General features: G+C 74.2%; 17 protein-coding genes. 7 read left to right on the top strand and 10 right to left on the bottom strand.

Annotation, left to right across the window (positions count from 1 at the left end; genetic code table 11):
• Positions 1-8 precede the first annotated feature (8 nt).
• The gene (locus GA0070620_RS14805) at positions 9-1,592 is read right to left on the bottom strand and encodes a metallophosphoesterase (RefSeq protein ID WP_091591239.1); all 1,584 of its coding nucleotides are present in this window, start codon (positions 1,590-1,592) and stop codon (positions 9-11) included.
• An 87-nt stretch (positions 1,593-1,679) separates the two neighbouring features.
• Positions 1,680-2,855: a PQQ-dependent sugar dehydrogenase gene (locus GA0070620_RS14800; RefSeq protein ID WP_091598794.1), complete on the bottom strand. Its 1,176-nt coding sequence runs from the start codon at positions 2,853-2,855 to the stop codon at positions 1,680-1,682.
• 128 nt (positions 2,856-2,983) lie between these two features.
• Between GA0070620_RS14800 and GA0070620_RS14795 the strand changes: the two genes are divergently transcribed.
• The gene (locus GA0070620_RS14795; RefSeq protein ID WP_091591237.1) at positions 2,984-3,910 is read left to right on the top strand and encodes a 2-hydroxyacid dehydrogenase; all 927 of its coding nucleotides are present in this window, start codon (positions 2,984-2,986) and stop codon (positions 3,908-3,910) included.
• A 30-nt stretch (positions 3,911-3,940) separates the two neighbouring features.
• On the opposite strand, the gene GA0070620_RS14790 is transcribed toward GA0070620_RS14795, so the two are convergent.
• Positions 3,941-4,318, bottom strand: coding sequence for a PH domain-containing protein (locus GA0070620_RS14790; RefSeq protein ID WP_091591235.1), 378 nt, complete (start codon positions 4,316-4,318; stop codon positions 3,941-3,943).
• Positions 4,319-4,535: 217 nt separating this feature from the next.
• Between GA0070620_RS14790 and GA0070620_RS14785 the strand changes: the two genes are divergently transcribed.
• The 4 genes from GA0070620_RS14785 (at position 4,536) to GA0070620_RS14770 (ending at position 11,544) form a co-directional block, all read left to right on the top strand.
• Entirely contained in the window at positions 4,536-6,869 is a 2,334-nt protein-coding gene (locus GA0070620_RS14785) for a bifunctional diguanylate cyclase/phosphodiesterase (RefSeq protein ID WP_091591233.1), read from the top strand.
• A gap of 105 nt (positions 6,870-6,974) precedes the next feature.
• The gene (locus tag GA0070620_RS14780) at positions 6,975-9,410 is read left to right on the top strand and encodes a glycoside hydrolase family 2 protein (RefSeq protein WP_091591230.1); all 2,436 of its coding nucleotides are present in this window, start codon (positions 6,975-6,977) and stop codon (positions 9,408-9,410) included.
• 101 nt (positions 9,411-9,511) lie between these two features.
• Entirely contained in the window at positions 9,512-9,850 is a 339-nt protein-coding gene (locus GA0070620_RS14775; RefSeq protein WP_091591228.1) for an ArsR/SmtB family transcription factor, read from the top strand.
• On the top strand, positions 9,847-11,544 hold the full coding sequence (locus GA0070620_RS14770; protein ID WP_091591225.1) for a SulP family inorganic anion transporter: 1,698 nt from the start codon (positions 9,847-9,849) through the stop codon (positions 11,542-11,544). The genes GA0070620_RS14775 and GA0070620_RS14770 overlap by 4 nt, the downstream gene beginning before the upstream one ends.
• Positions 11,545-11,637: 93 nt before the next feature.
• Here GA0070620_RS14770 and GA0070620_RS14765 read toward each other — a convergent pair whose 3' ends face one another.
• Genes GA0070620_RS14765 through GA0070620_RS14740 form a run of 6 tightly spaced genes read right to left on the bottom strand, consistent with a single transcriptional unit; the run spans position 11,638 to position 16,630 of the window.
• Positions 11,638-12,381 carry a copper homeostasis protein CutC gene (locus GA0070620_RS14765; RefSeq protein WP_091591223.1) on the bottom strand — a complete coding sequence of 248 codons (744 nt, stop codon included), beginning with the start codon at positions 12,379-12,381 and terminating at the stop codon, positions 11,638-11,640.
• Entirely contained in the window at positions 12,381-13,403 is a 1,023-nt protein-coding gene (locus GA0070620_RS14760; RefSeq protein ID WP_091591220.1) for an asparaginase, read from the bottom strand. Before GA0070620_RS14760 ends, GA0070620_RS14765 begins: the two co-directional genes overlap by 1 nt.
• Entirely contained in the window at positions 13,400-14,272 is an 873-nt protein-coding gene (locus tag GA0070620_RS14755; protein WP_091591219.1) for an amino acid ABC transporter permease, read from the bottom strand. Before GA0070620_RS14755 ends, GA0070620_RS14760 begins: the two co-directional genes overlap by 4 nt.
• Entirely contained in the window at positions 14,269-14,913 is a 645-nt protein-coding gene (locus tag GA0070620_RS14750; RefSeq protein ID WP_091591216.1) for an amino acid ABC transporter permease, read from the bottom strand. The genes GA0070620_RS14755 and GA0070620_RS14750 overlap by 4 nt, the downstream gene beginning before the upstream one ends.
• A 17-nt stretch (positions 14,914-14,930) precedes the next feature.
• Positions 14,931-15,884, bottom strand: a complete 954-nt coding sequence (locus GA0070620_RS14745) for a glutamate ABC transporter substrate-binding protein (protein WP_091591215.1) — start codon at positions 15,882-15,884, stop codon at positions 14,931-14,933.
• A 17-nt stretch (positions 15,885-15,901) separates the two neighbouring features.
• Positions 15,902-16,630, bottom strand: a complete 729-nt coding sequence (locus tag GA0070620_RS14740) for an amino acid ABC transporter ATP-binding protein (RefSeq protein ID WP_091598791.1) — start codon at positions 16,628-16,630, stop codon at positions 15,902-15,904.
• A 195-nt stretch (positions 16,631-16,825) separates the two neighbouring features.
• Here GA0070620_RS14740 and GA0070620_RS14735 point away from each other — a divergent pair, with 195 nt between their 5' ends.
• Positions 16,826-18,079 carry an ROK family transcriptional regulator gene (locus GA0070620_RS14735; protein ID WP_197677595.1) on the top strand — a complete coding sequence of 418 codons (1,254 nt, stop codon included), beginning with the start codon at positions 16,826-16,828 and terminating at the stop codon, positions 18,077-18,079.
• A gap of 78 nt (positions 18,080-18,157) precedes the next feature.
• On the opposite strand, the gene ilvD is transcribed toward GA0070620_RS14735, so the two are convergent.
• Complete coding sequence (gene ilvD, locus GA0070620_RS14730; protein WP_091591213.1) at positions 18,158-20,005, bottom strand: dihydroxy-acid dehydratase; 1,848 nt, start codon at positions 20,003-20,005, stop codon at positions 18,158-18,160.
• Positions 20,006-20,133: 128 nt separating this feature from the next.
• Here ilvD and GA0070620_RS14725 point away from each other — a divergent pair, with 128 nt between their 5' ends.
• Positions 20,134-22,614 (top strand): putative bifunctional diguanylate cyclase/phosphodiesterase, encoded by a 2,481-nt coding sequence (locus tag GA0070620_RS14725; protein WP_091591211.1) that lies wholly within the window; start codon positions 20,134-20,136, stop codon positions 22,612-22,614.
• The last annotated feature ends 165 nt before the right edge of the window (positions 22,615-22,779 follow it).

Here is a 22,779-nt window from a genome sequence, read left to right as displayed (position 1 = left end):
GCGGAACGTCAGCGGGTGGGGGTGGGGGTGACCGGCACCGGTGGCCCCGCCCGCGGGTCCTCCACCACGTGCCGCTCCAGGCTCACCTGGGCCTGGCCGGTGCCGCCCACGGTGATGTCGTCGTACGCCTGGAGCATCTTGTCCTTGTCGAAGTAGAGCACGCTCATCGACAGCGGCGTCGGCTTCTCGCCCTCCAGGCCGCGCAGCCCGGCGCCGCCGGTCGAGCCCTCCACCAGCAGTTGGGTCGGCATCAGCCCCGGCTGCTGGGGCAGCTTGGACACCTGCCGCTGGTGGGTGTGCCCGGCGAGCACCAGGGGGCAGGTGCCGGAGAGCGGCCCGGCCGACGCGGGGTCGTGCACCAGCGCGATGTTCACCGGCCGGGGCGAGTTGCGCACCGTGGTGGCCAACTGTTCGCCCACCCCGATGACCTGTTCGGCCACCTGTTTGGTGAGCCCGCTACCGGCCGGGGAGGTGTTCTTGTCGGGGGTGAAGCGCGGGTCGCCGATGCCGGCGATGGTGAGCCCGGCGACGGTGGTGGTCGAGTTGTTCAGCACGATCGCGTTGGGTTGTCGGGCCACCGCCGCCGCCGTCCGGCCCGAGTCGTGGTTGCCCCGGATGTAGACGTAGGGCCGGCGCAGCAGCCCGATCGAGCCGACGAACGAGGCCTCCGGTTCGCTGCCCCAGTCGGTGATGTCACCGGTGTCGATCACCACGTCGATGTCGAACTGCTCGACGACGGTGCGGATCAGCTGCCAGCCAGTCGGGTTGAGGTGCATGTCGGAGACGTGCAGCACCCGGGTCGTGTCGGGCGCCGGCTCGAACACCGGCAACGCCGACACGGTCGTGTAGAGCTGGCTGACGTTGCCGACCAGCCGCTGGAGCTGCTCGGCGTAGCGGGTGTAGTCGTTGGCGATCCGTCGCGCGTCACCGACGACGGCGGGCGCGTTGACCAGCAGGCCCTCGTACCGTGGCTCCTCGATCGCCTGGGGGCGCAGGGTCCCGGCCGCGGCACCGAGGCTGCCGCCGACGACGAGCAGCGCCAAGCCGCCGGACCAGGCGGTGCGGCGGATGTCCCGGAAGACCAGCGCGGCCAGCAGCAGGGTGGCCAGCACCGCGGACGCGACGGTCCGCAGCCCGAGCCGCATCACCCCCGCCCGGACGTCCTCGACGGCCGACTGGCTGGCCCGCTGGATGCTCGCCGGGTCGTCGATCAGCGCCTCCGTGCGCCCCTGGTCGAGCGCGCCCAGCCGGACGGTCAGGTGGGTCGGACCGTCGTGGCTGTCGAGCAGCAGCGCGCCGAGCGGCGGGATGGACACCGTGGTGCCCCCGCCGTCGGTGGTGGGGGAGAGGGTGAGGGTCGCCTGGAACGGACCGATGTCGGTGTCCACCCGGCCACCGGCCAGCACACCGATCACCACTCCGGCGAAGGTGACCACCAGGACCGCCAGCGTCATCCCCACCAGACGCAGCGGGCCGCGCCGGCCGGGCCGGGTCAGGGCACGCCACGCGGCGGCGACCCGGCGGCGGCCGGCCGTCGGCGTCGCCCCGGCGTCGGTCCCGTGGCCGTCCTGCTCGTTCTGCTGCCCGTCCATGCTGAGATTCTGACCTGCCCGTAGAAGGATCTTGGCAAACCTGAGGGCGGGGGTGCGGGCGCCGGCCGGGGCCGCCGGTGCCGCCGGTCAGCTCCGTCCGGCGCCGCCGTCGGCGAAGACCAGTCGCAGGATCCGGTCGTCCTCCGGCGTCGGATCACCCCGCCCGTCGTGGTTGGACGTGGTCACCCACACCGAACCGTCGGGCGCCGCGGCCACCGCCCGCAGCCGCCCGTACTTGTTGGTCAACAGTTCCCGGGGCTGACCGAGCACGGTGCCGGTGTCGGTCAGCTCCACCACCCACAGCCGTTTGCCACGCAGGCAACCGGTGACCAGCAGTCGCTCGACGGCCGCGAGCCCGGAGCAGGACGCGTCGCCGGTCGCCCACTGGGTGAGGGGGTTGACGAAGCGCTTGTCGTCGGAGCGCCCCTCCACCTGCGGCCACCCGTAGTTCCTGCCCTTGACGATCTCGTTGATCTCGTCCCAGGTGTCCTGGCCGAACTCCACCGCGTACATGCGTTTGCCGGCGTCCCACGCGAAGCCCTGGACGTTGCGGTGCCCGAGCGACCAGACCGGCGAGCCGGGGAACGGGTTGCCGGGCGCCGGCTTGCCGTCCCGGGTGATCCGCAGGATCTTGCCGCCGAGGCTCTTCGGGTCCTGCGCCCGCGGCCGGTCGCCGGCGTCGCCGGTGCTCGCGTAGAGCTGCCCGTCGGGGCCGAAACCGAGTCCGCCACCGTTGTGGACACCCGCCTTCGGGATGCCGGTGAGGATGGGCGTCGGCTCCCCGTCGAGCTGGAGTCGGACGATCCGGTTGTCCCGTTCGGTGGTGTAGTAGACGAACAGCGTCCGGTCCCGCTGGTAGCTGGGGGAGACGGCGATGCCGAGCAGCCCGCCCTCGCCCGCCGCGGCGACGTCGGTGATGGTGTGGGCCACCGTGACCCGCAGCCCGTCCGGGCCCGACTCCGGGCCGACCTTCAGGATCCGGCCGCTGTCCCGCTCGGTGACCAGGGCGCCGCCGTCGGGCAGGAAGCCGATTGCCCACGGCACCCGTAGGCCCTTCGCCAGCACCGTGGCGACGACCTGCTGGCCCGCCCCGCCGGCGCTCGCCGACGCGGAGGGGGTCGGGAAGGTCGGGGGCTCACCCGCCGGGTCGGGCTCGGGTTCGCCGAAGCTGCATCCGGTCGCCGCCAGGAGCAGCGCCGCGCTGGAGGCCGCCAGGGCGGCCCGGACGCGGCGGGTGCGGGGGTACGGGGGACGGGCGCTCACCCGGCCCAGGGTAGTCGGCCGGAGCACCGCTCCGGGGCGGTCGGATCATCGCGGTCCTCCGGACGGCAGGTCCTGCACCTCGGGACGCGCCGGCAGGACGTTCGAGGCGGCGGCTATCGTCGGCGGGCGTGAAGGTATGGATTCCGCACGAGACCGGCCTGCCGCTCCTCGGTGAGCTGCCGCCCGAGGTCACCGTCGAGGTCGCCGAGGATCCCGACAAGCTCCCGTCCGACGTGGCCGGGGTCCGGTTCTGGGTGCCGCCGTTCCTGTCCGGCTCGGACGCCACCCGCCTCCTGCGGGAGCTGCCCGACCTGGAGGTGGTGCAGCTGCTGTCGGCCGGTGCGGACGCGTGGGTCGGCGCGATGCCGGACGGGGTGACGCTCTGCGACGCCCGTGGGGTGCACGACCCGTCGACCGCCGAGTGGGTGGTCACCGCGATCCTCGCCCAGCTGCGCGCGTTCCCCCTGTTCGCCCGGGCGCAGGCCCGGCGGGAGTGGGCGTACTCCGAGGCCACGCCCACCGACGAGCTGACCGGCAAGCGGGTGCTGATCGTCGGCGCCGGCTCGATCGGCACCGCGGTGCGGGACCGGCTGGCACCGTTCGACGTGGGGTTCACCCTGGTCGCCCGGACGGCCCGGCCCGAGCAGGGCGTGCACGGTGTCGAGGAGCTGCCCCGGCTGCTGCCCGAGGCGGACGTCGTGGTGCTGCTGGTGCCCCTCACCGAGCAGACCCGGGGCCTGGTCGACGCGAAGTTCCTCGCCGCGATGCGGGACGGCGCGCTGCTGGTCAACGCCGCCCGGGGGCCGGTGGCCCGCACCGACGCCCTGGTCGACGAACTCGCCACCGGGCGGATCTCCGCCGCGCTGGACGTCACCGACCCGGAGCCGCTGCCCGCCGACCACCCGCTGTGGAGCATGCCCAATGTGCTGCTCACCCCGCACGTGGCCGGCTCGGTGCGGGGGCTGCTGCCGCGGGCCTACCGGTTGGTGGGCGAGCAGGTGCGGCGGTTCGCCGCCGGCGAGGAGCTGCGCAACGTGGTGGTCGACGGCTACTGACGGCCGGACGCGGCGGGGCGGCCGGCTGTCTCAGTCGGCCGTGCCCGGCAGCGTCTCGCCGGTGGCCGAGACCAGCCGGGGCAGGTCGCGGGCGCGGACCGCCGTCAGGGCGACCTCCTGCCCGTCGTCGAGCCGGGCCACGGCCCGCCCCCGCCCGTCGCTGGTCAGCTCGACCACCTGGTCCCAGAGGATCCGGCGCTGCCCGAAGAGCGCCCGTACGCGCAGCTCGCGCGCGTCCGCGTCGGTGCCCGCCCGCCAGGCCCAGACGCCGACGGCGAAGGGGACGAGCAGCACCGGCAGCAGGTACACCTCGGCGTTGGCCAACGGCAGCGCGCCGACGAAGGCGATGACCGACGCGGCCACGATCGCCTGGTTGTACCGGAAGCGGACGGTATCGGGCTTGCTCACCCCGCGATGATCCCACCTCCTGCTCGGCGGGCCGCGAACGGGGCGGCCGGCGGGGTGACCACGGCGGTCGACGTGACGAGGGTCACTGCCCAGGTCGACCTGGTGGCGTAACCGGCTCCCGCGGCGGATCGTTTTCGACGATTGGGCACCGGACTCGACCGGTCCGGCGCTCCGCTCCGCCGCACCGCCCCGTGCCCCCCTCACGAAGGCGACCGCCGTGCCCCTCGCCGCCCCGTACCGCGCCCCCGCCCGCTCGGTGGTGCCGGAGGCCGCCGTGCTCGTGGCGGGCGCGCTGCTCGTCCTCGCCGGCACGACCGGCCTGCTCTCCGCCCCGGTCGTGGTCGCGCTCGCCGTGGGCGCCGCCGCCACGCTGGCCGGCGTACGTCTCTCCCGGCTCGCCGTCCGGCCGCCCACGCCCGCCGGACCGGCTCCGGCCGCGCCGCCGGAGCCGGGTGAGAGCACGTGGCCCGGAGCGGTCGGCACCCGCGTCGCCCGACGGGCGTGGACCTCCACCCGCGCCGCCGTCCTGCTGCTCGACGCGGGCGTGGTCGCCGCCGGGGTGGCCGCGGCCGCCCTGCCGCTGCTCGACCCGGTGCCGCCGGCCGTGGCCGTCGCCGCGCCGACCGTCGTCGTGGTGTGCGCGGCCGCCGGGCTGCGCCGACTTCCGGGCGGACCACACCCGCCGGTCCGGGCCCGCCTGCGCGGGCTCGCCGACGGGATCGGTCCCGCCGCCGCCCTGGTCCTCGCCGGCTGGCTGCTGCTGCACCGCTCGGGCGTGCCGTTTCCGGCCCGGCTGGCCGTGGCGCTGCTGCTGGGCGTGCTGGGCACGGTCGCGCTCACCGCGCTGACCGGGGCGCATCCGCGGGCCGGAGCGGCCGTCGGTCGGGGCGGTGTGGCTCTGGTCCTGTCCGGGCTGGTCCTGCTGCTGCTCTTCCCGCCCGCTTCGGTGGGCTGGCCGGGATTGCTGGCCGTACCGCCGCTGGTGGTGGGGTTGCTGCTGGTCGCCGCCGGGGCGACGCGGGCGGCGACCGGTCGCGGGCCGGCGCGTCCCGCGCCGAGGTGGCCCCGGGCGGTGGTTCCGGCGGTGGTGCTCCCGCTGGCGGCCGGCGGTGACCTCGGCTCGGGCCTGCCGCCGGATCGCACCACCCTCCTGCTCGCCCTGGCGGCGGTGCCGCCGCTCGTGCTGCGCGAGCTGCTCCGCACGGCCGATCGGTCGGCGCCCACCCGTCCCGCCGCGCACCGCCGTGACCCGCGGTCGGCGAGCGTCCCGGCGACGCCGCCGGCCCACCCGAGCCCGGCGTCCGCCACGTCCGGCCTGGTCGACCGGTCGGCCCTGCGGCGGGTGCTCGCCGTCCGGGCGGAGGAGGCGGGACCGGGCGGGGCGCTGCTGGTGGTGGACCTGCACGTGTCGAGCGGCGACGGGGGGACGCGCACGCTCGACGACGACCTGCTGGCCGAGGCGCTGCACCGGACGCGGGCCGTGGTGGGCCCGCGAGACCTGCTCGCCACCCTGGACGGCGCCGGGTTCGCCGTGATCACGACCGGCGGTCCGATGCTGGCCTACGCGCTGGGCACCCGGCTGCTCGCCACGCTGACCCAGCCGTACCTGCTGGGCGCGACCGCGCACCGGGTGCAGGCGAGCATCGGGCTGGCCGAGCTGGACGGCTCCGGCCCGGACGACGTGCTGCGCCAGGCGGACCTGGCCCGGCGACGTGCGGTCCAGCTCGGCCGGGACCGCGTCGAGTGGTACGACGCGTTCCTGGAGGAGCAGCTCGTCCGCCGGCTCGACCTGGAACGGGAGCTGCCCGGCGCGGTCGCCCGGGGTGAGCTGGACCTGGTCTACCAGCCGGTGCTCGGGCTGGCCGACCGGTCGCCGGTCGGCGCCGAGGCGTTGCTGCGCTGGCGCAGCCCGGTGCTCGGCACGGTGCTGCCCAACGAGTTCCTGCCGGTGGCGGAGGACCTCGACATCGTGGGCGAGCTGGAGTGGTGGGTGCTGGACCGGGCATGCCGTCAGCTCGCCGAGTGGTCCGCGGAGAGCCGCCAGCTCTGGATGGCGGTCAACGTCACCACGACCGAGCTGACCACGCCGGATTTCGTGCTGCGCACGGCGGCGGTGCTCGCCGCGTACGGGGTGCCCGCCGACCGGCTGGTCGTCGAGGTGGCGGAGCCGCGGATCGGCCCCGAGCTGTCCACCGTGGTGGCGCGGCTGGCGGGGCTGCGCTCCCTCGGCGTCCGCACGGCGCTGGACGACTTCCGCGCCGAGCACGCCTCGCTGGCCCAGTTGCGCCGGCTCCCGATCGACCTGCTCAAGGTCGGCGCGGACCTGGTCGACGGTGCTCCGGACGCGCCGCGCCCGCTCCTCGACGTGGTGGTCAACGTCGGCGACCGGCTCGGCGTCGAGGTGGTCGCGGAGGAGTTGGAGTCGCCGGGGCAGGTCGAGGGGGCGCACCGGGCGGGCTGCCGCTACGGGCAGGGTTTCGCGCTGGCCCGGCCGGCGACGGCGGAGCGGGTCGAGGCCTACCTTGAGGAGTTCCCGTCCGCGTCCCGCTGAGGGCAGCAGCGCCGCAGGCATAGCCGAGCGCGGCGTTGTCGATCATGCTGTTGGCCGGCGGGCGGCAGATCGTCCGCGGGTATCACGGGAAGGCGCGGTGGAATCGTGACCCGACGAACTCTCCACGACGGTTGGCTGCTGCGGGCGGTGCCCGGGCCGCAGCTCCCCGACGCGATCGGCGACCGTGTGGTCCCGGCCACCGTCCCCGGCTGCGTGCACACCGACCTGCTCGCCGCCGGCCTGATCCCCGACCCGTTCGTGGACGACAACGAGCGCGGGCTCGCCTGGATCGGGCGCACCGACTGGGTGTACGAGACGACCTTCCGGCACGAGCCGGGCGACGACGAGCGGGTCGACCTGGTCTGTGCCGGCCTGGACACGGTCGCCACGCTCAGCGTCAACGGCGTCGAGGTCGGCCGCACCGAGAACATGCACCGCGGCTACCGCTTCGACGTGCGGTCGCTGCTGCGCGCCGGCGACAACACCCTGGCCGTACGCTTCGACTCCGCCTACCGCTACGCCGAGGCGCACCGCGACCGGCTCGGCGACCGGCCGAACGCCTACCCGGAGCCGTTCGGGTTCATCCGCAAGATGGCCTGCAACTTCGGCTGGGACTGGGGCCCCACGCTGGTCACCGCCGGCATCTGGCAGGAGATCGGCCTGCACGTCTGGTCCACCGCCCGGCTGGCGACCGTCCGCCCGCTGGTGACCCTCGACGGCGCCGACGGCCGGGTGGAGCTGCACGTCGAGGTCGAGCGGGCCGGCGACGCCCCGCTGACCGTCCGCGCCGTGGTGGCCGGCGCGACGGCCGAGGCGACGATCCCGGCGGGGGAGCGCGCGGCCGTGCTGACCCTCGCCGTCCGCGAGCCGGAGCCGTGGTGGCCCCGGGGGTACGGGGCACCGGCCCGGCACGCGCTCGACGTGACGCTGTCCAGCCCGGACGGTCGGCCGCTCGACAGCTGGTCCCGGCGGATCGGCTTCCGCTCCGTACGCCTCGACACCACGCCGGACGCCCACGGCACCCCGTTCACGCTGCACGTCAACGACGTGCCGGTCGTCGTACGCGGGGTCAACTGGATCCCGGACGACGTGTTTCCCACCCGGATCACCCGCGACCGGCTGGCCGGGCGACTCGCCCAGGCCGCCGAGGCCAACGTCAACCTGCTGCGCGTCTGGGGCGGCGGCCGGTACGAGTCGGAGGACTTCTACGACGTCGCCGACGAGCTGGGTCTGATGGTGCAGCAGGACTTCCTGTTCGCCTGCGCCGCCTACCCGGAGGAGGAGCCGTTCCGCACCGAGGTCGAGGCCGAGGCGCGGGACCAGGTCAGCCGCCTGACCCCGCACCCCTCGCTGGTGCTCTGGACGGGCAACAACGAGAACATCTGGGGCTGGCACGACTGGGGCTGGCAGGAGTCGCTGGCCGGGCGCACCTGGGGGCGCGGCTACTACCTGGAGCTGCTGCCCCGGCTCGTGGCCGAGCTGGACCCGACCCGCCCGTACTGGCCGGGGAGCCCCTGGTCGGGCCGGGAGGACCGGCACCCCAACGACCCGGCGCACGGCACGACGCACATCTGGGACGTCTGGAACACCGACGACTACACGAAGTACCGGGCCTACCTGCCCCGGTTCGTCGCCGAGTTCGGCTACCAGGCGCCGCCCGCGTACGCGACGCTGCGCCGCTCGCTCTCCGATGAGCCGCTCGCCCCCGACTCGCCCGGCATGGCCCACCATCAGAAGGCGGCCGACGGCGACGCGAAGCTGCGGCGTGGGCTGGCGGCGCACCTGCCCGATCCAACCGACTTCGACGACTGGCACTGGCTGACCCAGCTCAACCAGGCCCGCGCGATCCAGCTGGGCGTCGAGCACTTTCGCGCGCTCCGGCCGATCTGCATGGGCACCATCGTCTGGCAGCTCAACGACTGCTGGCCGGTGACCTCCTGGTCGGCGGTCGACGGCGACGGCCGGCGCAAGCCGCTCTGGTACGCGCTGCGTCGCGCGTACGCCGACCGGCTGCTCACCGTGCAGCCCCGCGACGGCGGCCTGGCCCTGGTCGCGGTCAACGACGGCCGCGACGAGTGGCGGGCCACGGCGCAGGTGACCCGGCTGACCCTGGCCGGCGAGCCGCGGGGGAAGACGTCGGTCGAGCTGACGGTGCCCGGGGGCTCCTCGGTCACGGTGCCGCTGCCCGCCGAGCTGGCCCGGCCGGACGAGGCCGTGCGGGAGTTGCTGGTCGTCGACGCGGGGGCGAGCGCGGAGCGGGCGTTCTGGTTCTTCGCGGAGGACCGGGACGCCGACTGGCCGGCGGCCCGCTTCGACGCGACGGTGGAGGCGGTCGAGGACGGGCAGCGCGTGCGGGTCACCGCGGTGACCGTCCTGCGCGACCTGACCCTCTTCCCGGACCGCCTCGACCCGGCGGCCACGGTGGACGAGGCGCTGGTGACCCTGCTGCCCGGCGAGTCGGCCACCTTCACCGTGCGGGCGCCGACCCCGCTCGACCCGACCGCCCTCACCCGTCACCCGGTCCTGCGCACGGTCAACTGACCCCGCGATTCCTGGCCTCTCGGCCAGGTTGGGAGACCTGACTTGAAGATTTTCACAAGTGCTAAAGTCTTCATGGTTGGCGTGGGGGAGGGTGGGCGCGCATGTCGGTGCCGCTGTACCAGGCGAAGGCGGAGCTGTTCCGCACACTCGGGCATCCGGTCCGGATCCGGGTGCTCGAACTGCTCCAGGACGGGCCGAAACCGGTCCGCGACCTGCTGGCGGCGATCGACGTCGAGGCGTCCAACCTGTCCCAGCAGCTCGCCGTGCTGCGCCGCGCCGGGATGGTCACCTCGTACCGCGACGGCCCCCTGGTCATGTACGCGCTCAGCACCCCGGACGTGGCCGACCTGCTCGCCGCCGGGCGGCGGATCCTCGGCGCGGTCCTGACCGACCGGGACGGGCTCCTCGGCGAGCTGCGGGCCGACGGGCCCGACCGGTGAGTCCCGCGCTCGCGGCGATCGGCGACCGGGTCGGCGGGCTGCTGCCGACGCGCGCCGACTGGCGGGCCGTCCGCCGCACGCCGCGCCGGGACCTGCTCGCCGGCCTGACCGTGGCGGTGGTGGCCCTTCCGCTCGCCCTGGCGTTCGGGGTCACCTCCGGTCTGGGCGCGGAGGCGGGCCTGGTCACCGCCGTGGTCGCCGGGGCGGTGGCGGCGGTCTTCGGCGGCTCCAACCTCCAGGTGTCCGGTCCCACCGGGGCGATGACCGTGGTGCTGGTGCCGGTGGTGCAGCAGTTCGGGCCGACCGGCGTGCTGATGGTCGGGGCGATGGCCGGGGTCCTGCTGATCGTCCTCGCGATCGCCCGACTCGGCCGGTACGTCCGTTACCTGCCGGCACCGGTGATCGAAGGCTTCACCGCGGGCATCGCCGTGGTGATCGCCCTGCAACAGGTCCCGGCGGCCCTCGGTGTCGTCGACGCGCACGGCGAACGGGTGTGGGCGGTCGCCGCCGACGCGGTGGCCCGCTTCGTCGCGCATCCCCGACCGGCGCCGCTCGCGGTCGCGCTCGGCGTGGCCGCGCTGATGCTGGTCGGCGCGCGGTGGCGGCCCGGCGTGCCGTTCTCCCTGCTGGGCGTCGCCGTCGCGACGATCGTCGTGGAGGTCGCGCCGGTGGACCTGCCCCGCATCGGCACCCTGCCGCAGGGGCTGCTCGCGCCGTCGTTGGGCTTCCTCGACCTGGGCGCCGTCGGCGTGCTGCTGCCGTCGGCGCTGGCGGTGGCGGCGTTGGCCGCGTTGGAGAGCCTGCTCAGCGCCACCGTGGCCGACGGAATGACGGTCGGCCAGCGCCACGACCCCGACCGGGAACTGTTCGGCCAGGGCCTGGCGAACCTGGCGTCACCGCTGTTCGGCGGGATTCCGGCCACCGCCGCCATCGCCCGTACGGCGGTGAACGTCCGGGCCGGCGCCGGCTCGAAGCTCGCCGCCCTCACCCACGCCGTGGCGCTCGCGGCGATCGTGCTCGCCGCCGCGCCGCTGGTGGGCCGGATCCCGCTCGCCGCACTCGCCGGCGTCCTGCTCGCCACCACGGTACGCATGGTCGAGGCCGGGTCGTTGTGGGCGATGGCGCGGGCCACCCGGGGCGACGGGTTGGTGCTCGTGCTCACCTTCGCGGTCACCGTGGCGCTCGACCTGGTCACCGCGGTGGCGGTCGGGGTCGGCGTGGCGATCGTGATCGCCCTGCGCGCGGTGGCCCGCACCGCCCGGGTGGAGCAGGTGCCGCTGGACGCCGGCGAGCACAGCGCCGAGGAGCACGCCCTGCTCGCCGACCACATCGTGGCCTACCGGTTGGACGGTCCGCTGTTCTTCGCGGCGGCGCACACCTTCCTGCTCCAGCTCTCGGACGTCGCCGACGTCCGGGTGGTCATCCTGCGGATGTCCCGGGTGTCCACCATCGACGCCACCGGCGCGCAGGTCCTCGGCGACGCCATCGTGCGGTTGCGGCACCGGGGGATCACGGTGCTGCTCTCCGGCATCGTCCCCGGCCACGATCAGGTGCTGACCGCCCTGGGGGTGGCCGAGCAGCTGCGCCGGGACGGCCTGGTCTTCCCGGACACACCCCGCGCGATCGCGCACGCCCGGGCCGTCGTGCTCGCCCGCACGGGACAGGAGACGACCGCGCCGGGGACGTCGCGGTGACAGCGCCCGCCGCAGCGGCGGGAGCCCTCACCTAGTAGATCTTGGTAGGAAAGTGCCCTTCCAGGGGCCCTTTCCTACCAAGATCCAGAAACGTCAGGCGCGGGACGCCGCGAGGACCTGGCCGATCAGCTTTTCGGAGGTGTCGGAGCGCTCGTACTCGGGGCGGTGCAGCGTGCCGCCCATCCGGGGCGCCGGGTTGCGGTGCACGGCCGGTCCGTCCGAGGTGACCAGCGCCGCGAAGTGGTACTCGCTCGCGCCGGTGGCCTCGATGATCCGGGCGATGTTGCGCGGGGTGATGCCGCCGCCCGGCATGACGATGATGCGGTCCCCGGCTCGGCGGACCAGCTCGGCGATGAGCGGCGCGCCCTCCAGCACGCTGACCTCCTGGCCGGAGGTGAGCACCCGGTCCACGCCCAGCTCGATGAGCTGCTCCAGCGCCGCGTACGGGTCGCGGACCATGTCGAACGCCCGGTGGAAGGTGATGCTGACCCCGCCGGCCGCCTCGATGAGCGCACGGGTGGTCGGGACGTCGACGTCGCCCTCGGCGGTGAGCGCGCCGATCACGATGCCGTGGGCGCCGGCCGCCACCGCCGCCCGGACGTCGCGCACCATCGCCTCGACCTCGGACGGGGAGTAGATGAAGTCGCCGGCGCGGGGCCGGACGATGACGTGTACCCGGATCCGGTCCACGCTGCGCAGGGCCGTCTCGATGGTGCCGATGCTCGGCGTCAACCCGCCCTCGAACAGCGCGGAGCAGAGCTCCACGCGCTCGGCCCCGGCCGCCTCGGCGGCGAGAGCGCCCTCGACACTGTCGATGCAGATCTCGAACGTGGTCATCAGTTTTCCTCTTCCCTGCGGGTGGGCCCCGCGGTCCAATCGATGGCGGCGGCGACCTCGCCCACCGGCTCACCGCCGCCGAGCACCGGCACGCGACGCAGCTCCGCGGCGGCCTCGACCGGCGCGCCGGCCGCCGCCAGGGCGGCGAGCGCGATGATCGTGGTGGCCCGGGGGCTGCCGTCGATCGCCTTCACGGCGGCGGCGTGCCCGTCGGGGGTCGCCACCCCCAGCACGCCCTCGGCGCCGCCCTTCGCGAGCACTCCGGGCAGCGCCCGCATGAGGTCGGTGTTCGGGTGGCCGTGCCACCCGCCGACGTGTTCCGGGTGCGCGCGCATCGCGTCGGCCACCCGGGCCTCGGCGCTGCCCGGTGCGGCCGTCACCAGCGCCTGGAAGGTACGGGCCAGGCCGGTGAGCGGCAGGCCGAACAGCGGCGCGCCGCAGCCGTCCACCGCGACGGTGCTGACCGGGGCGCCGGCCAGGCGGGCGACGGCGGCGGCGGTCTCCCGCTGCAACGGGTGCGCCGGGTCGAGGTAGTCGGGTGTCGACCAGCCTCGGGCCACGGCGGCGACCAGCATCGCGGCGTGCTTGCCGGAGCAGTTCATCCGGATCCGGCTGCGCTGCTCGCCCGCCCGGATGAGTCGTTCCCGGGTCGCCTCGTCCTCCGGCCAGTCGACCGGGCACCGCAGCGCCTCCTCGGTCAGGCCGGCGGCGGTGAGCAGGTCGCGGACGACGGCGACGTGCCGGTCGTCGCCGGTGTGGCTGCCGGCCGCGAGGGCCAGCGCCGGGCCGGCGAGCACGCCGGCCAGCGGCGACGCCGGTCCGGCGGCCTCCGCGGCGGTCAGGCAGGCGAGCGCCTGCACCGGCTTGAGGGTGGAGCGCGGTAGGACCGGTTCGTCGGGTACGCCCGCGCTCAGCGCGACCGCGCCGGACGGGTCGAGCACCACGACGCTGCCGAAGTGTCGGCTCTCCACGACGCCGTTGCGGGTCACCCGGGCCAGTTCGGCGTACGGGGCGGTGGTCATCGGGCGGTTCCCCCTCCGGTGAGCGGTGGTGCGGCCGGCTCCGGCTCGGCCGACCGGCCGCGCGGGCCGAGCCGGCCGTTGCGGGCCTGCAGGACGCGGGCGACCTTCGACAGCGAGGCGTTGACCACCAGGTAGATCAGCGCCACCACCAGGAACGTCTGGATCAGCAGGTGGGTGTACGAGGCGAGCACCTGGCCGCTGTAGAGCAGCTCGGTGTAGCTGACCACGAAGCCGAGCGAGGTGTCCTTGAGCAGCCCGACGAGCTGGCTGACCAGGGACGGGGTCAACTGGCGTACGGCCTGCGGCAGCACGACCAGCCGCATCACCTGGCCACGGCGCAGCCCGATGGCGAGGCCGGCCTCGGTCTGGCCCCGGTTCAGCGCCTTGATGCCGGCGCGGAAGATCTCGGCGAAGGCCGCCGAGTTCGAGACCACGAGCGGCGCGACGAGCTTCCAGAACAGCGGGAGGTTCAGGCCGTAGCGGGGCAGCGCGAAGAGTGTCACGTACACCAGGAGCAGCGCCGGCACGGTCCGGAACACCTCGACGTACGTGCCGGCCAGCCACCGCAGCGGCCGGTGCGCCGACAGGCGGCCGAGCGCGAGCAGCAGGCCCAGCGCGGCGCTGAGCACGGCGGTCGCGGCGGCGGCGAGCAGGGTGTTGCCGAGGCCGTCGAGCAGGTACCGCCAGATGGGCCAGGTGGTGAAGGGCTGCCAGCGTTCGGCGGCGAGCTCGCCGTACGCCGCGAAGCGGTGGACCGCCCAGGCGAGCCCGCCGAGGAGGGCGAGCGCGCCGAGCACGGTCGCGACGCGGATCCGGCGCTGCGCGCGGGGACCTGGTGCGTCGAAGAGGATCTGCTGGTCGGAGTTCATCGCACGATCGCCCACCGTCGTTCGAGCATCGACGTGATCCGGCCGATCACCAGCGCCAGCAGCATGTAGGCCAGGCCGGCGCCGGTGAAGACGGCGATCGGCTGGGCCTCGACGAGGTTGACGTTGTTGGCGGCCTGGGTCAGCTCGACCACGCCGACGGCGGCGGCGAGCGACGTGTTCATCAGCAGCGCGATCAGGATGTTGCCCATCGGCTGGATGACGGCGCGCAGCCCCTGCGGCAGGATCACGTACCGCAGGGACTGGCCGAAGGTGAGCCCGATGGCGCGCGCCGCCTCGGCCTGTCCCACGCCCACCGTGTTGATCCCGGCCCGGATCGCCTCGGCCAGGTACGCCCCCTCGTACGCGGCGAGGACGATGGCCGCCGAGGTGAACAGCGGGAACGTGATGCCGATCGTGGGCAGGGCGAAGACGAAGAGCACGAGCAGGGCCAGCAGCGGGAGGTTCTGGAGCACCTCGACGTAGACCATCCCGACGCCGCGCAGCAGCGGCACGGGGCAGACCCGCAGCGTCGCCACGACGACGCCGAGCAGCAGCGCGCCGATGGTGGTCACGACCGTCAGGTGGACGGTCGTGACCAGCCCGTGGCCGAGTTCGCCGAGATGACCGGTGAGGGCATCCATGGTGGGACGGTGACCCTTCAGGAGCCTTCGACGGACCCGATCGCCGGCGGGGTGGGCGTGCCGCCCTCCACCACCGAACCGAGGGTGCTCTGCCAGACCTTCGCCCAGGTGCCGTCGGCCTGGATCTTCCGCAGCCAGTTGTTGACGAACTCCTTGAACTGCGCGTCCTCGCGGTTGAGCCCGATGCCGTACGCCTCGGTGGTGAACGGGTCGCCGACCACCTTCATGCCCGGGTTCGACTTGGCGTTGGAGGCGAGCAGCGTGAAGTCCTGCACGTACGCGTCACCGCGCTTCTGCAGCAGCGCCTGCACCGCCTGGGGGTCGGTGGCGAAGGCGACCTGCTTGGAGCCGGGGGCGGCGGTCGGCAGCGCGGTGACCGCCGGGGTGTTGGCGCCGACGATGACGGTCTTGCCGGCGAGGTCCTTGACGCCCTTGATGCCCGTCTCGTCCTTGCGCACGGCGACCGCGAGACCGGAGGTCAGGTACGGCCCGGCGAAGTTGACCTGGGTGGCCCGCTGCGGGGTGATCGTGTAGGTCTGGAACACCGCGTCGACCGACTTGGCCTGGAGCATGGCCTCCCGGGTCTGGGTGCCGATCGTCGTGGTCTTCACCTCGGGCTTGCCGATGATGTACTTGGCCAGCAGCTTGGCCATGTCGGCGTCGAAGCCCTCGATGTCGCCGGTGACCGGGTTCTGCTGGGACAGCAGCGGGGCGTCGAGCGAGCCGCCGACGTTCAGGTAGCCGCGCTTGCGGATCTGGTCCATCGTGGAGCCGGCCGGGATCTCGGCGTCGGACGCCACCGGGGCGGAATCGAAGACCGACTGGGCCACCTTCTCGCCGCCGGAGCCGCCGGGCAGGGCCGGGGCGGAGCCGCCGTCGCCGCAGCCGGCGGCGGCGAGGGCGACGGTCACGGCCGTGGCGGCGATGGTGAGCGCGCGCCGTCGTGTGACGTGCGTGGAGAGAATCGACATGCCACCCTCCTCGGGGGTCAGTGCTGGAGGATCTTGGAAAGGAAGTCGCGCGCCCGCTCGGTGCGGGGCGCGGCGAAGAACTCGTCGGGGGTGCCGGACTCGACGATCCGGCCGTCGTCCATGAAGACGACCCGGTCGGCGGCGCGACGGGCGAAACCCATCTCGTGGGTCACCACGATCATGGTCATTCCCTCCGCGGCGAGGGAGACCATGACGTCCAGGACCTCGTTGACCATCTCCGGGTCGAGCGCGGAGGTGGGCTCGTCGAAGAGCAGCACCTTCGGCCGCATGGCCAGCGCCCGGGCGATCGCCGCACGCTGCTGCTGACCGCCGGAGAGCTGCGCCGGGTACCGGTCGGCCTTGTCGGCGATGCCCACCCGGTCGAGCAGCGCCAGCGCGTGTTCGCGGGCGACCGCCTTCGGTGTCCGCCGGACCTTGGTCGGGCCGAGCGTGACGTTGTCGAGCACCGTGCGGTGGCCGAACAGGTTGAACGACTGGAAGACCATGCCGACGTCGGCGCGGAGGCCGGCGAGGCGTCGCCCCTCGGCCGGCAGCGGTTCGCCGTCGATCTCGATGCTGCCGCCGTCGGCGACCTCCAGGCGGTTCAGGCAGCGGCAGAGAGTCGACTTGCCGGAGCCGGACGGCCCGATGACCACCACCACCTCACCCGTGGACACCGACAGGTCGACGTCCTTGAGCACGTGCACTGGCCCGAACGACTTCTGCAGGCCGCGTACGGCCACCATCGGCCGGTCGGGGCGGGTGGACCCGGGCCGGTTCGCGAGGTCGGGTGCGGGCGTCGTCGGTGCCACGGCTCGCCTCACTTTCTACGATGCTCGAATAAAGATAAGTTCACCTCGAATCAACGTCGCCATCTAATGCCAGCAAGAAAACTAAGTCAACAGCTTGCTGGAATGAAGTTCGGATGTTAAGAACCTCGGGTGACGACCGGTGACGCCCCCCGTGAGGGCCTGCGCGGTGGACCCCGCGAGCTGCTCCGACTGGTGGCCAGCGGAGCCGCGGCCAGCCGCGCCGATCTGGCCCGGCTCTCCGGGCTGTCACCGTCCACCGTGTCCCTGCGGGTCGAGGCGCTGATCAGCGAGGGGCTGCTCCAGGAGACCGGCGACGGGAAGTCCCGCGGTGGCCGGCGCCCTCGTCAGCTCGCGGTGCCCACCGGGGGAGCCCTGGTCGGTGCGATCGACCTGGGCGCGCACCACGCCCGGTTCGGCACCCTCGACCTCTCCGGCCGGGTCGTCGAGGTCCGGTCCCGGCCGGTCCGCATCGAGGACGGCCCCGAGGCCGTGCTCGGCGCCCTGCTCGACGAGGTGGCGGCGCTGGCGCCCGTCGGCTCCGGCCGGGTGCCGGTCGGATCAGCCGCCGGGCACGACCGGTCGGACTCGGCGCCCGGCGGCCCCGGCCCGGTTCCCGGCCAGCGGGGCGGGTCGGGCGCCGGCGGCGGGCTGCGTGGCATCGGCATCGGCATCCCCGGGCCGGTCCACTTCGAGACCGGCCGGATCGTCAGCCCTTCCCGGATGCCCGGGTGGAACGGGTTCGACGTGCGCGCGTTCTGCGCCGAGCGGACCGACACGCCCGTCGTGGTCGACAACGACGCCAACCTGATGGCGCTCGGCGAGCACGTGACGACGCACCCGGAGCTCGACCACGCGGTCTACGTCAAGGCCGGCACCGGCATCGGCGCGGGGGTGATCTCCGGCGGCCGGCTGCACCGCGGCGCCCAGGGCTCGGCGGGGGACATCAGCCACTGCCGGGTGGTGGCCGACCCGGGGGCACTGTGCAGCTGCGGCAACTCGGGCTGCCTGGAGGCGGTGGCCAGCGGCGCCGCCCTGGTCTCCGCGCTGCGGGAGCAGGGCCTGCCGGTCGAGGACCTGACCGGCGTGATGCGGCTGATCGACGACGGCGACCGGCACGCCACCGCGCTGGCCCGTCGGGCCGGGCGGTCGATCGGCGAGATCCTGGCGGTCGTGGTCAACTTCTTCAACCCGCAGGTGGTCGCCATCGGCGGCAAGCTCGCCGAGTGCGAGCCGCTGCTCGCCAGCATGCGGGCCACGCTCTACGAGCGGTGCCTGCCGCTGGCCACCCAGGCGCTGCTCATCGAACGGGTGGTCGCCGGTCCCGATGTCGGCATCCTGGGCGCCGCGCAGCTGGTCATCGACCGCATCGTCGAGCGGGACTGAGCTTGACGCGGATCCCGGCGGGTAGGCGTCCCTCGCGGGCCGCTTTCCCACCAGGATCCGGCGATCAGGCCGTCCGGCTCACTCCGGGACCCGGCGGTAGGCGCCGTCGCTGGCCGAGGTGGCCATCGACGCGTACGCCCGCAGCGCCGCCGACACCGGCCGCTGCCGGTCGGTCGGGGTGTACGGCCGGTCCCGCTTCTCCTCGGCGACCCGGCGCGCCTGGAGCACGTCCTCGGGCACGTTCAGCTCGATCGAGCGGCCCGGGATGTCGATGACGATCTCGTCGCCCTCCCGCACCAGCGCGATCAGCCCACCGGACGCGGCCTCGGGGGAGACGTGCCCGATGGACAGGCCCGAGGTGCCGCCCGAGAACCGACCGTCGGTGAGCAGCGCGCAGGCCCGCCCCAGCCCCCGGCCCTTGAGGAACGAGGTCGGGTAGAGCATCTCCTGCATGCCCGGCCCGCCCTTCGGGCCCTCGTACCGGATCACGACCACGTCACCCGCGACGACCTCCTTGGCGAGGATCGCGGTCACCGCGTCGTCCTGCGACTCGTAGACCTTGGCCGGGCCGCGGAAGGTCAGGCACTCCTCGGGCACCCCGGCGGTCTTCACCACGCACCCGTCCGGCGCGAGGTTGCCGTGCAGGATGGCGAGCCCGCCGTCGGCCGAGTACGCGTGCTCCCGGTCCCGGATGCAGCCACCGGCCGCGTCGGTGTCCAGCGACGACCAGCGGTTGGTGGTGGAGAACGCCTCGGTGGTGCGGACCCCGCCCGGCGCGGCGTGGAACAGCTCCAGCGCCTCCGGGGTGGCCTTGCCGCCCCGGACGTCCCAGTCGGCCAGCCACTGGTCGAGCGAGGGGGCGTGCACCGCGTGGACGTCCCGGTGCAGCAGCCCGGCGCGGTCCAGTTCGCCGAGGATGGCGGGGATGCCGCCGGCCCGGTGCACGTCCTCCATGTGGTACTGCGGCGAGTTCGGCGCCACCTTGGCCAGGCAGGGCACCCGACGGGAGATCTCGTCGATGTCGGCCACGCCGAAGTCCAGCTCCGCCTCGCGGGCCGCGGCGAGCAGGTGCAGCACCGTGTTCGTGGAGCCGCCCATCGCCACGTCGAGGGCCACCGCGTTCTCGAACGCGGGCCGGGAGGCGATCGCCCGGGGGAGCACCGAGGCGTCGTCCTGCTCGTACCACCGCTTGGCGATGTCCACGACGGTGCGGCCGGCCTCGACGAAGAGGGAGCGGCGTGCCGCGTGGGTGGCCAGCGTCGACCCGTTGCCGGGCAGCGCCAGGCCGATGGCCTCGGTGAGGCAGTTCATCGAGTTCGCGGTGAACATGCCGGAGCAGGAGCCGCAGGTCGGGCAGGCCGAGCGCTCGATGGCGCCGAGCTGGTCGTCGGTGACCGCCTCGTTCGAGGAGGCGATCATGGCGTCGATCAGGTCGATCTTGGAGTGCACCACGCCCTCGATCGCGACCGTCTTGCCGGCCTCCATCGGCCCGCCGGAGACGAAGACGGTCGGGATGTTGAGCCGCAACGCGGCCAGCAGCATCCCCGGGGTGATCTTGTCGCAGTTGGAGATGCAGACCAGGGCGTCCGCGCAGTGGGCGTTGACCATGTACTCGACGGCGTCGGCGATCAGCTCGCGGCTGGGCAGCGAGTAGAGCATGCCGCCGTGCCCCATGGCGATGCCGTCGTCGACCGCGATGGTGTTGAACTCCCGCCCCACCCCGCCGGCCTCCGCCACCGCGTCCGCGACGAGGCCGCCGAGTTCCTTGAGGTGGACGTGACCCGGTACGAACTGGGTGAAACTGTTGGCAATGGCGACGATCGGCTTGCCGAAGTCGTCGTCGGTCATCCCGGTGGCCCGCCAGAGGGCCCGGGCGCCGGCCATCGTCCGACCGTGCGTGGAGGTCTTCGACCGCAGCTCAGGCATGCACACCAGTCTTGCACCGCCGCGAGCGCCCCCGCCCCGGGTGTGCGCCGTGTCCCAACAGATGCACACCCGGACCCCCACGACGGGCCCTCATCCGGCACAGTTGAGGCGTGCACCTCCCCCCGGGCATGGCCGCCGTCGCGGCGCTGAGCTGGTTCGTCGCCGCCTCGGCCACCGTGCTGCTGGTGCTCGCCGCCCGCCGGCGCGGCACCCCGCACCGGCCGGCGACGCTGCTGCTCGCGGTGGCCGCCGGGGTGGCCCTGATCGGGCTGCTGACCGGGCTCGGCGTGACCCTCGAGTCCACCCCGCACTGGGCGCACGACCAGGCGCAGCGCACCGGCTGGGCGGTGCTGGTCTCGATCGGCACGGCGGTCAGCGGCGTGATCTTCCTGGCCGGCCTGCTCCGGCTGCCCGGAGTCGCCGTCACCCCCGCGGCGACCGTCCGGCTCGCGCTCGACGGGCTGATCGTCGCCGCCGCGCTCTGGTTCGTCGGCTGGGTGCTCCTCACCGAGCCCACCCGGCTCCTCGGGAACGCCACCCCGATGTCCTGCACGCCGATCCTGCTGGCCACGGTCAGCGCCGCGCTCGCGGCCGGGCTGGCGCCCATCGCGGTCTTCCGGGCCGCCGCCCCGCGCCGACGGCTCGCGGTCCTCGGCGCCGGCATCGTCGCGGTGACCGTCGGCGGGCTGGGCGTCGCGGCCGGGCTCTGCCAGGGCGGGCCGGCGATGGTGCTGACCGGATCCGGCGTCCTCGCCGCCGGGGTGCTGGCCGCCGCGCTCGCGGCACGCGGCGTCGGACAGCCGCGCCCGACCGAGCCGGATGTGATCAACCGGGACGGCGCCTACGCGATCGTGCCGATGCTCGCCATGGCCGTCTCCGCGATGTACCACCTGCTCCAGGACGGCCGCTTCGGCGTGCTCGCCATCCTGGCCGGCACGGTCGAGGGCTTCGCCCTGGTGGCCCGGCAATACCTGACACTCAGCGACGTGCGGGCCTACGCGGGGCGGCTGGCGGAGCGCGAGGCGCACTTCCGCGAGCTGGCGCACACCGACCCGCTGACCGGGCTGGCCAACCGGCGCGGGCTGCTACGGGCGCTGCACCGCTGCGCCGAGGCGGGCAGCCCCTGCGTCCTGCTCGGGCTCGACCTGGACGGCTTCAAGAACGTCAACGACATGCGCGGTCACGACGTGGGCGACGCGGTGCTGGCCGAGGTGGGCCAGCGGCTGCGCGGCAACCTGCGCCCCGGCGACGTGGCGGCCCGGCTCGGCGGCGACGAGTTCGCGGTGCTGCTGCACGGCCGGCCGGCCGACGCCGACCGGGTGGCCGAGCGGCTGCTGGGGGTGCTCGGCGGCGCCTACGACCGGCCGGAGGGCCCGGTCTTCCTCTCCGTGAGCATCGGGGTGGCCGGGTGGGCCGGCGAGCCCGACGTCGAGCTGCTGCTGCGCCACGCCGACCTGGCGCTGCGCTACGCCAAGCAGCGGGGCAAGAACCGGATCGAGCGTTACGACGTCGCGTACGACCGGCTGCTGCGCCGGCGTACGACGCTGGAGCACGAGCTGCGTGGCGCGATCGAGCGCGACGAGCTGCGGCTGGCCTTCCAGCCGGTCGCGTCGCTGCCCTCGGTCCGCCCGGTGGGCGCCGAGGCCCTGCTCCGCTGGCACCACCCCGAGCTGGGCAACGTCCGCCCCGACGAGTTCATCCCACTCGCCGAGGAGTGCGGGATGATCGCGAAACTCGGGGCGTGGGTGCTGCACCAGGCCTGCTACCAGCTATCCCGCTGGCTCGCCGACGGGCACGACGTGTGGGTCTCGGTGAACGTCTCGCCGCGCGAGCTGCACGCCCCGGAGTACGTCGTGCTGGTCGCCGACGCGCTGCGCGCGCACCACGTGCCGCCGCAGCGGCTGGTGCTGGAGGTGACCGAGCACGCCGTCGCCACCGACCTCGACGAGTTGATCCGCCGGCTGGCCGCCCTGCGGCTGACCGGCGTACGGATCGCGCTGGACGACTTCGGCGCCGGCTACTCGTCGCTGGGGCAGCTGCGCCGGCTGCCGATCGACATCCTGAAGATCGACCACAGCCTGGTCGCCGAGCACGAGCCGGTCCGCCCGGCGGACCGCGACGGCCCCGCGTTCGCGCCGATGGTCGACATCGTGATGCGCCTGGGTCACCAGCTCGGTCTGGAGGTCATCGCCGAGGGCGTCACCACCCCCACCGAGCTGGCCGCGGTGGTGGCCGCCGGCTGCCGGTTCGGCCAGGGCGCCCTCTTCGGCTGGGGCGTGCCGGCCGAACACCTGGAGGCGATGCTGGAGGCGGCCACGTCGCCCGGCGCCCGGCCCGCGGCGCCCGGCAACCGGGCCGCCGCGTCCGCCCCCCGCACCTCGGTGTCCGGCCCTCGGCCGGTGGTGTCCGGCGGTCGGCCGTCGGAGCTCTCGCTCCGAGATCTCCCGCCGGGAGCCGGGCCGCTCCCGGTGCCCGTCCAGCGCCGGCCCTACGACGAGTCCGCGCAGGTCAACTCGGCTGCGGAGGGCGCGTCGCGGGGCGACTCGCCGAACTCTGTGAACCAACATGTGGGATCAGTTGACTCATCGCGTGAGATGCGTCAGGCTTGAGCCCATGTCGTCTAACCGGTCGCTGCGAGTACTTACCTGAGCGCACTCTCCCTGATCGAGAGTGCGCTGGCCCCGTGCATCTGCACGAGGGCCGTTTTTATTGCCGTCGGACCAGATCGGGACCGGCTCGCTCGCGTCCCACCCGCAACCAGCAGTCGCACACAC

Source organism: Micromonospora krabiensis, from assembly GCF_900091425.1.
In the GTDB taxonomy this organism is placed as follows: Bacteria; Actinomycetota; Actinomycetes; order Mycobacteriales; family Micromonosporaceae; genus Micromonospora; species Micromonospora krabiensis.
Note: the sequence above shows the minus strand (reverse complement) of the source record. Positions and strands in the feature narration are given on the sequence as shown.

Bases quoted from the DNA above. Each gene is read 5' to 3' on its own strand.
- GA0070620_RS14805 (WP_091591239.1), bottom strand. From the start codon at position 1,592: ATGGACGGGCAGCAGAACGAGCAGGACGGCCACGGGACCGACGCCGGG.
- GA0070620_RS14775 (WP_091591228.1), top strand. From the start codon at position 9,512: ATGTCGGTGCCGCTGTACCAGGCGAAGGCGGAGCTGTTCCGCACACTC.
- GA0070620_RS14765 (WP_091591223.1), bottom strand. From the start codon at position 12,381: ATGACCACGTTCGAGATCTGCATCGACAGTGTCGAGGGCGCTCTCGCC.
- GA0070620_RS14760 (WP_091591220.1), bottom strand. From the start codon at position 13,403: ATGACCACCGCCCCGTACGCCGAACTGGCCCGGGTGACCCGCAACGGC.
- GA0070620_RS14755 (WP_091591219.1), bottom strand. From the start codon at position 14,272: ATGAACTCCGACCAGCAGATCCTCTTCGACGCACCAGGTCCCCGCGCG.
- GA0070620_RS14750 (WP_091591216.1), bottom strand. From the start codon at position 14,913: ATGGATGCCCTCACCGGTCATCTCGGCGAACTCGGCCACGGGCTGGTC.
- GA0070620_RS14745 (WP_091591215.1), bottom strand. From the start codon at position 15,884: ATGTCGATTCTCTCCACGCACGTCACACGACGGCGCGCGCTCACCATC.
- GA0070620_RS14740 (WP_091598791.1), bottom strand. From the start codon at position 16,630: ATGGTGGCCGTACGCGGCCTGCAGAAGTCGTTCGGGCCAGTGCACGTG.
- ilvD (WP_091591213.1), bottom strand. From the start codon at position 20,005: ATGCCTGAGCTGCGGTCGAAGACCTCCACGCACGGTCGGACGATGGCC.
- GA0070620_RS14725 (WP_091591211.1), top strand. From the start codon at position 20,134: ATGGCCGCCGTCGCGGCGCTGAGCTGGTTCGTCGCCGCCTCGGCCACC.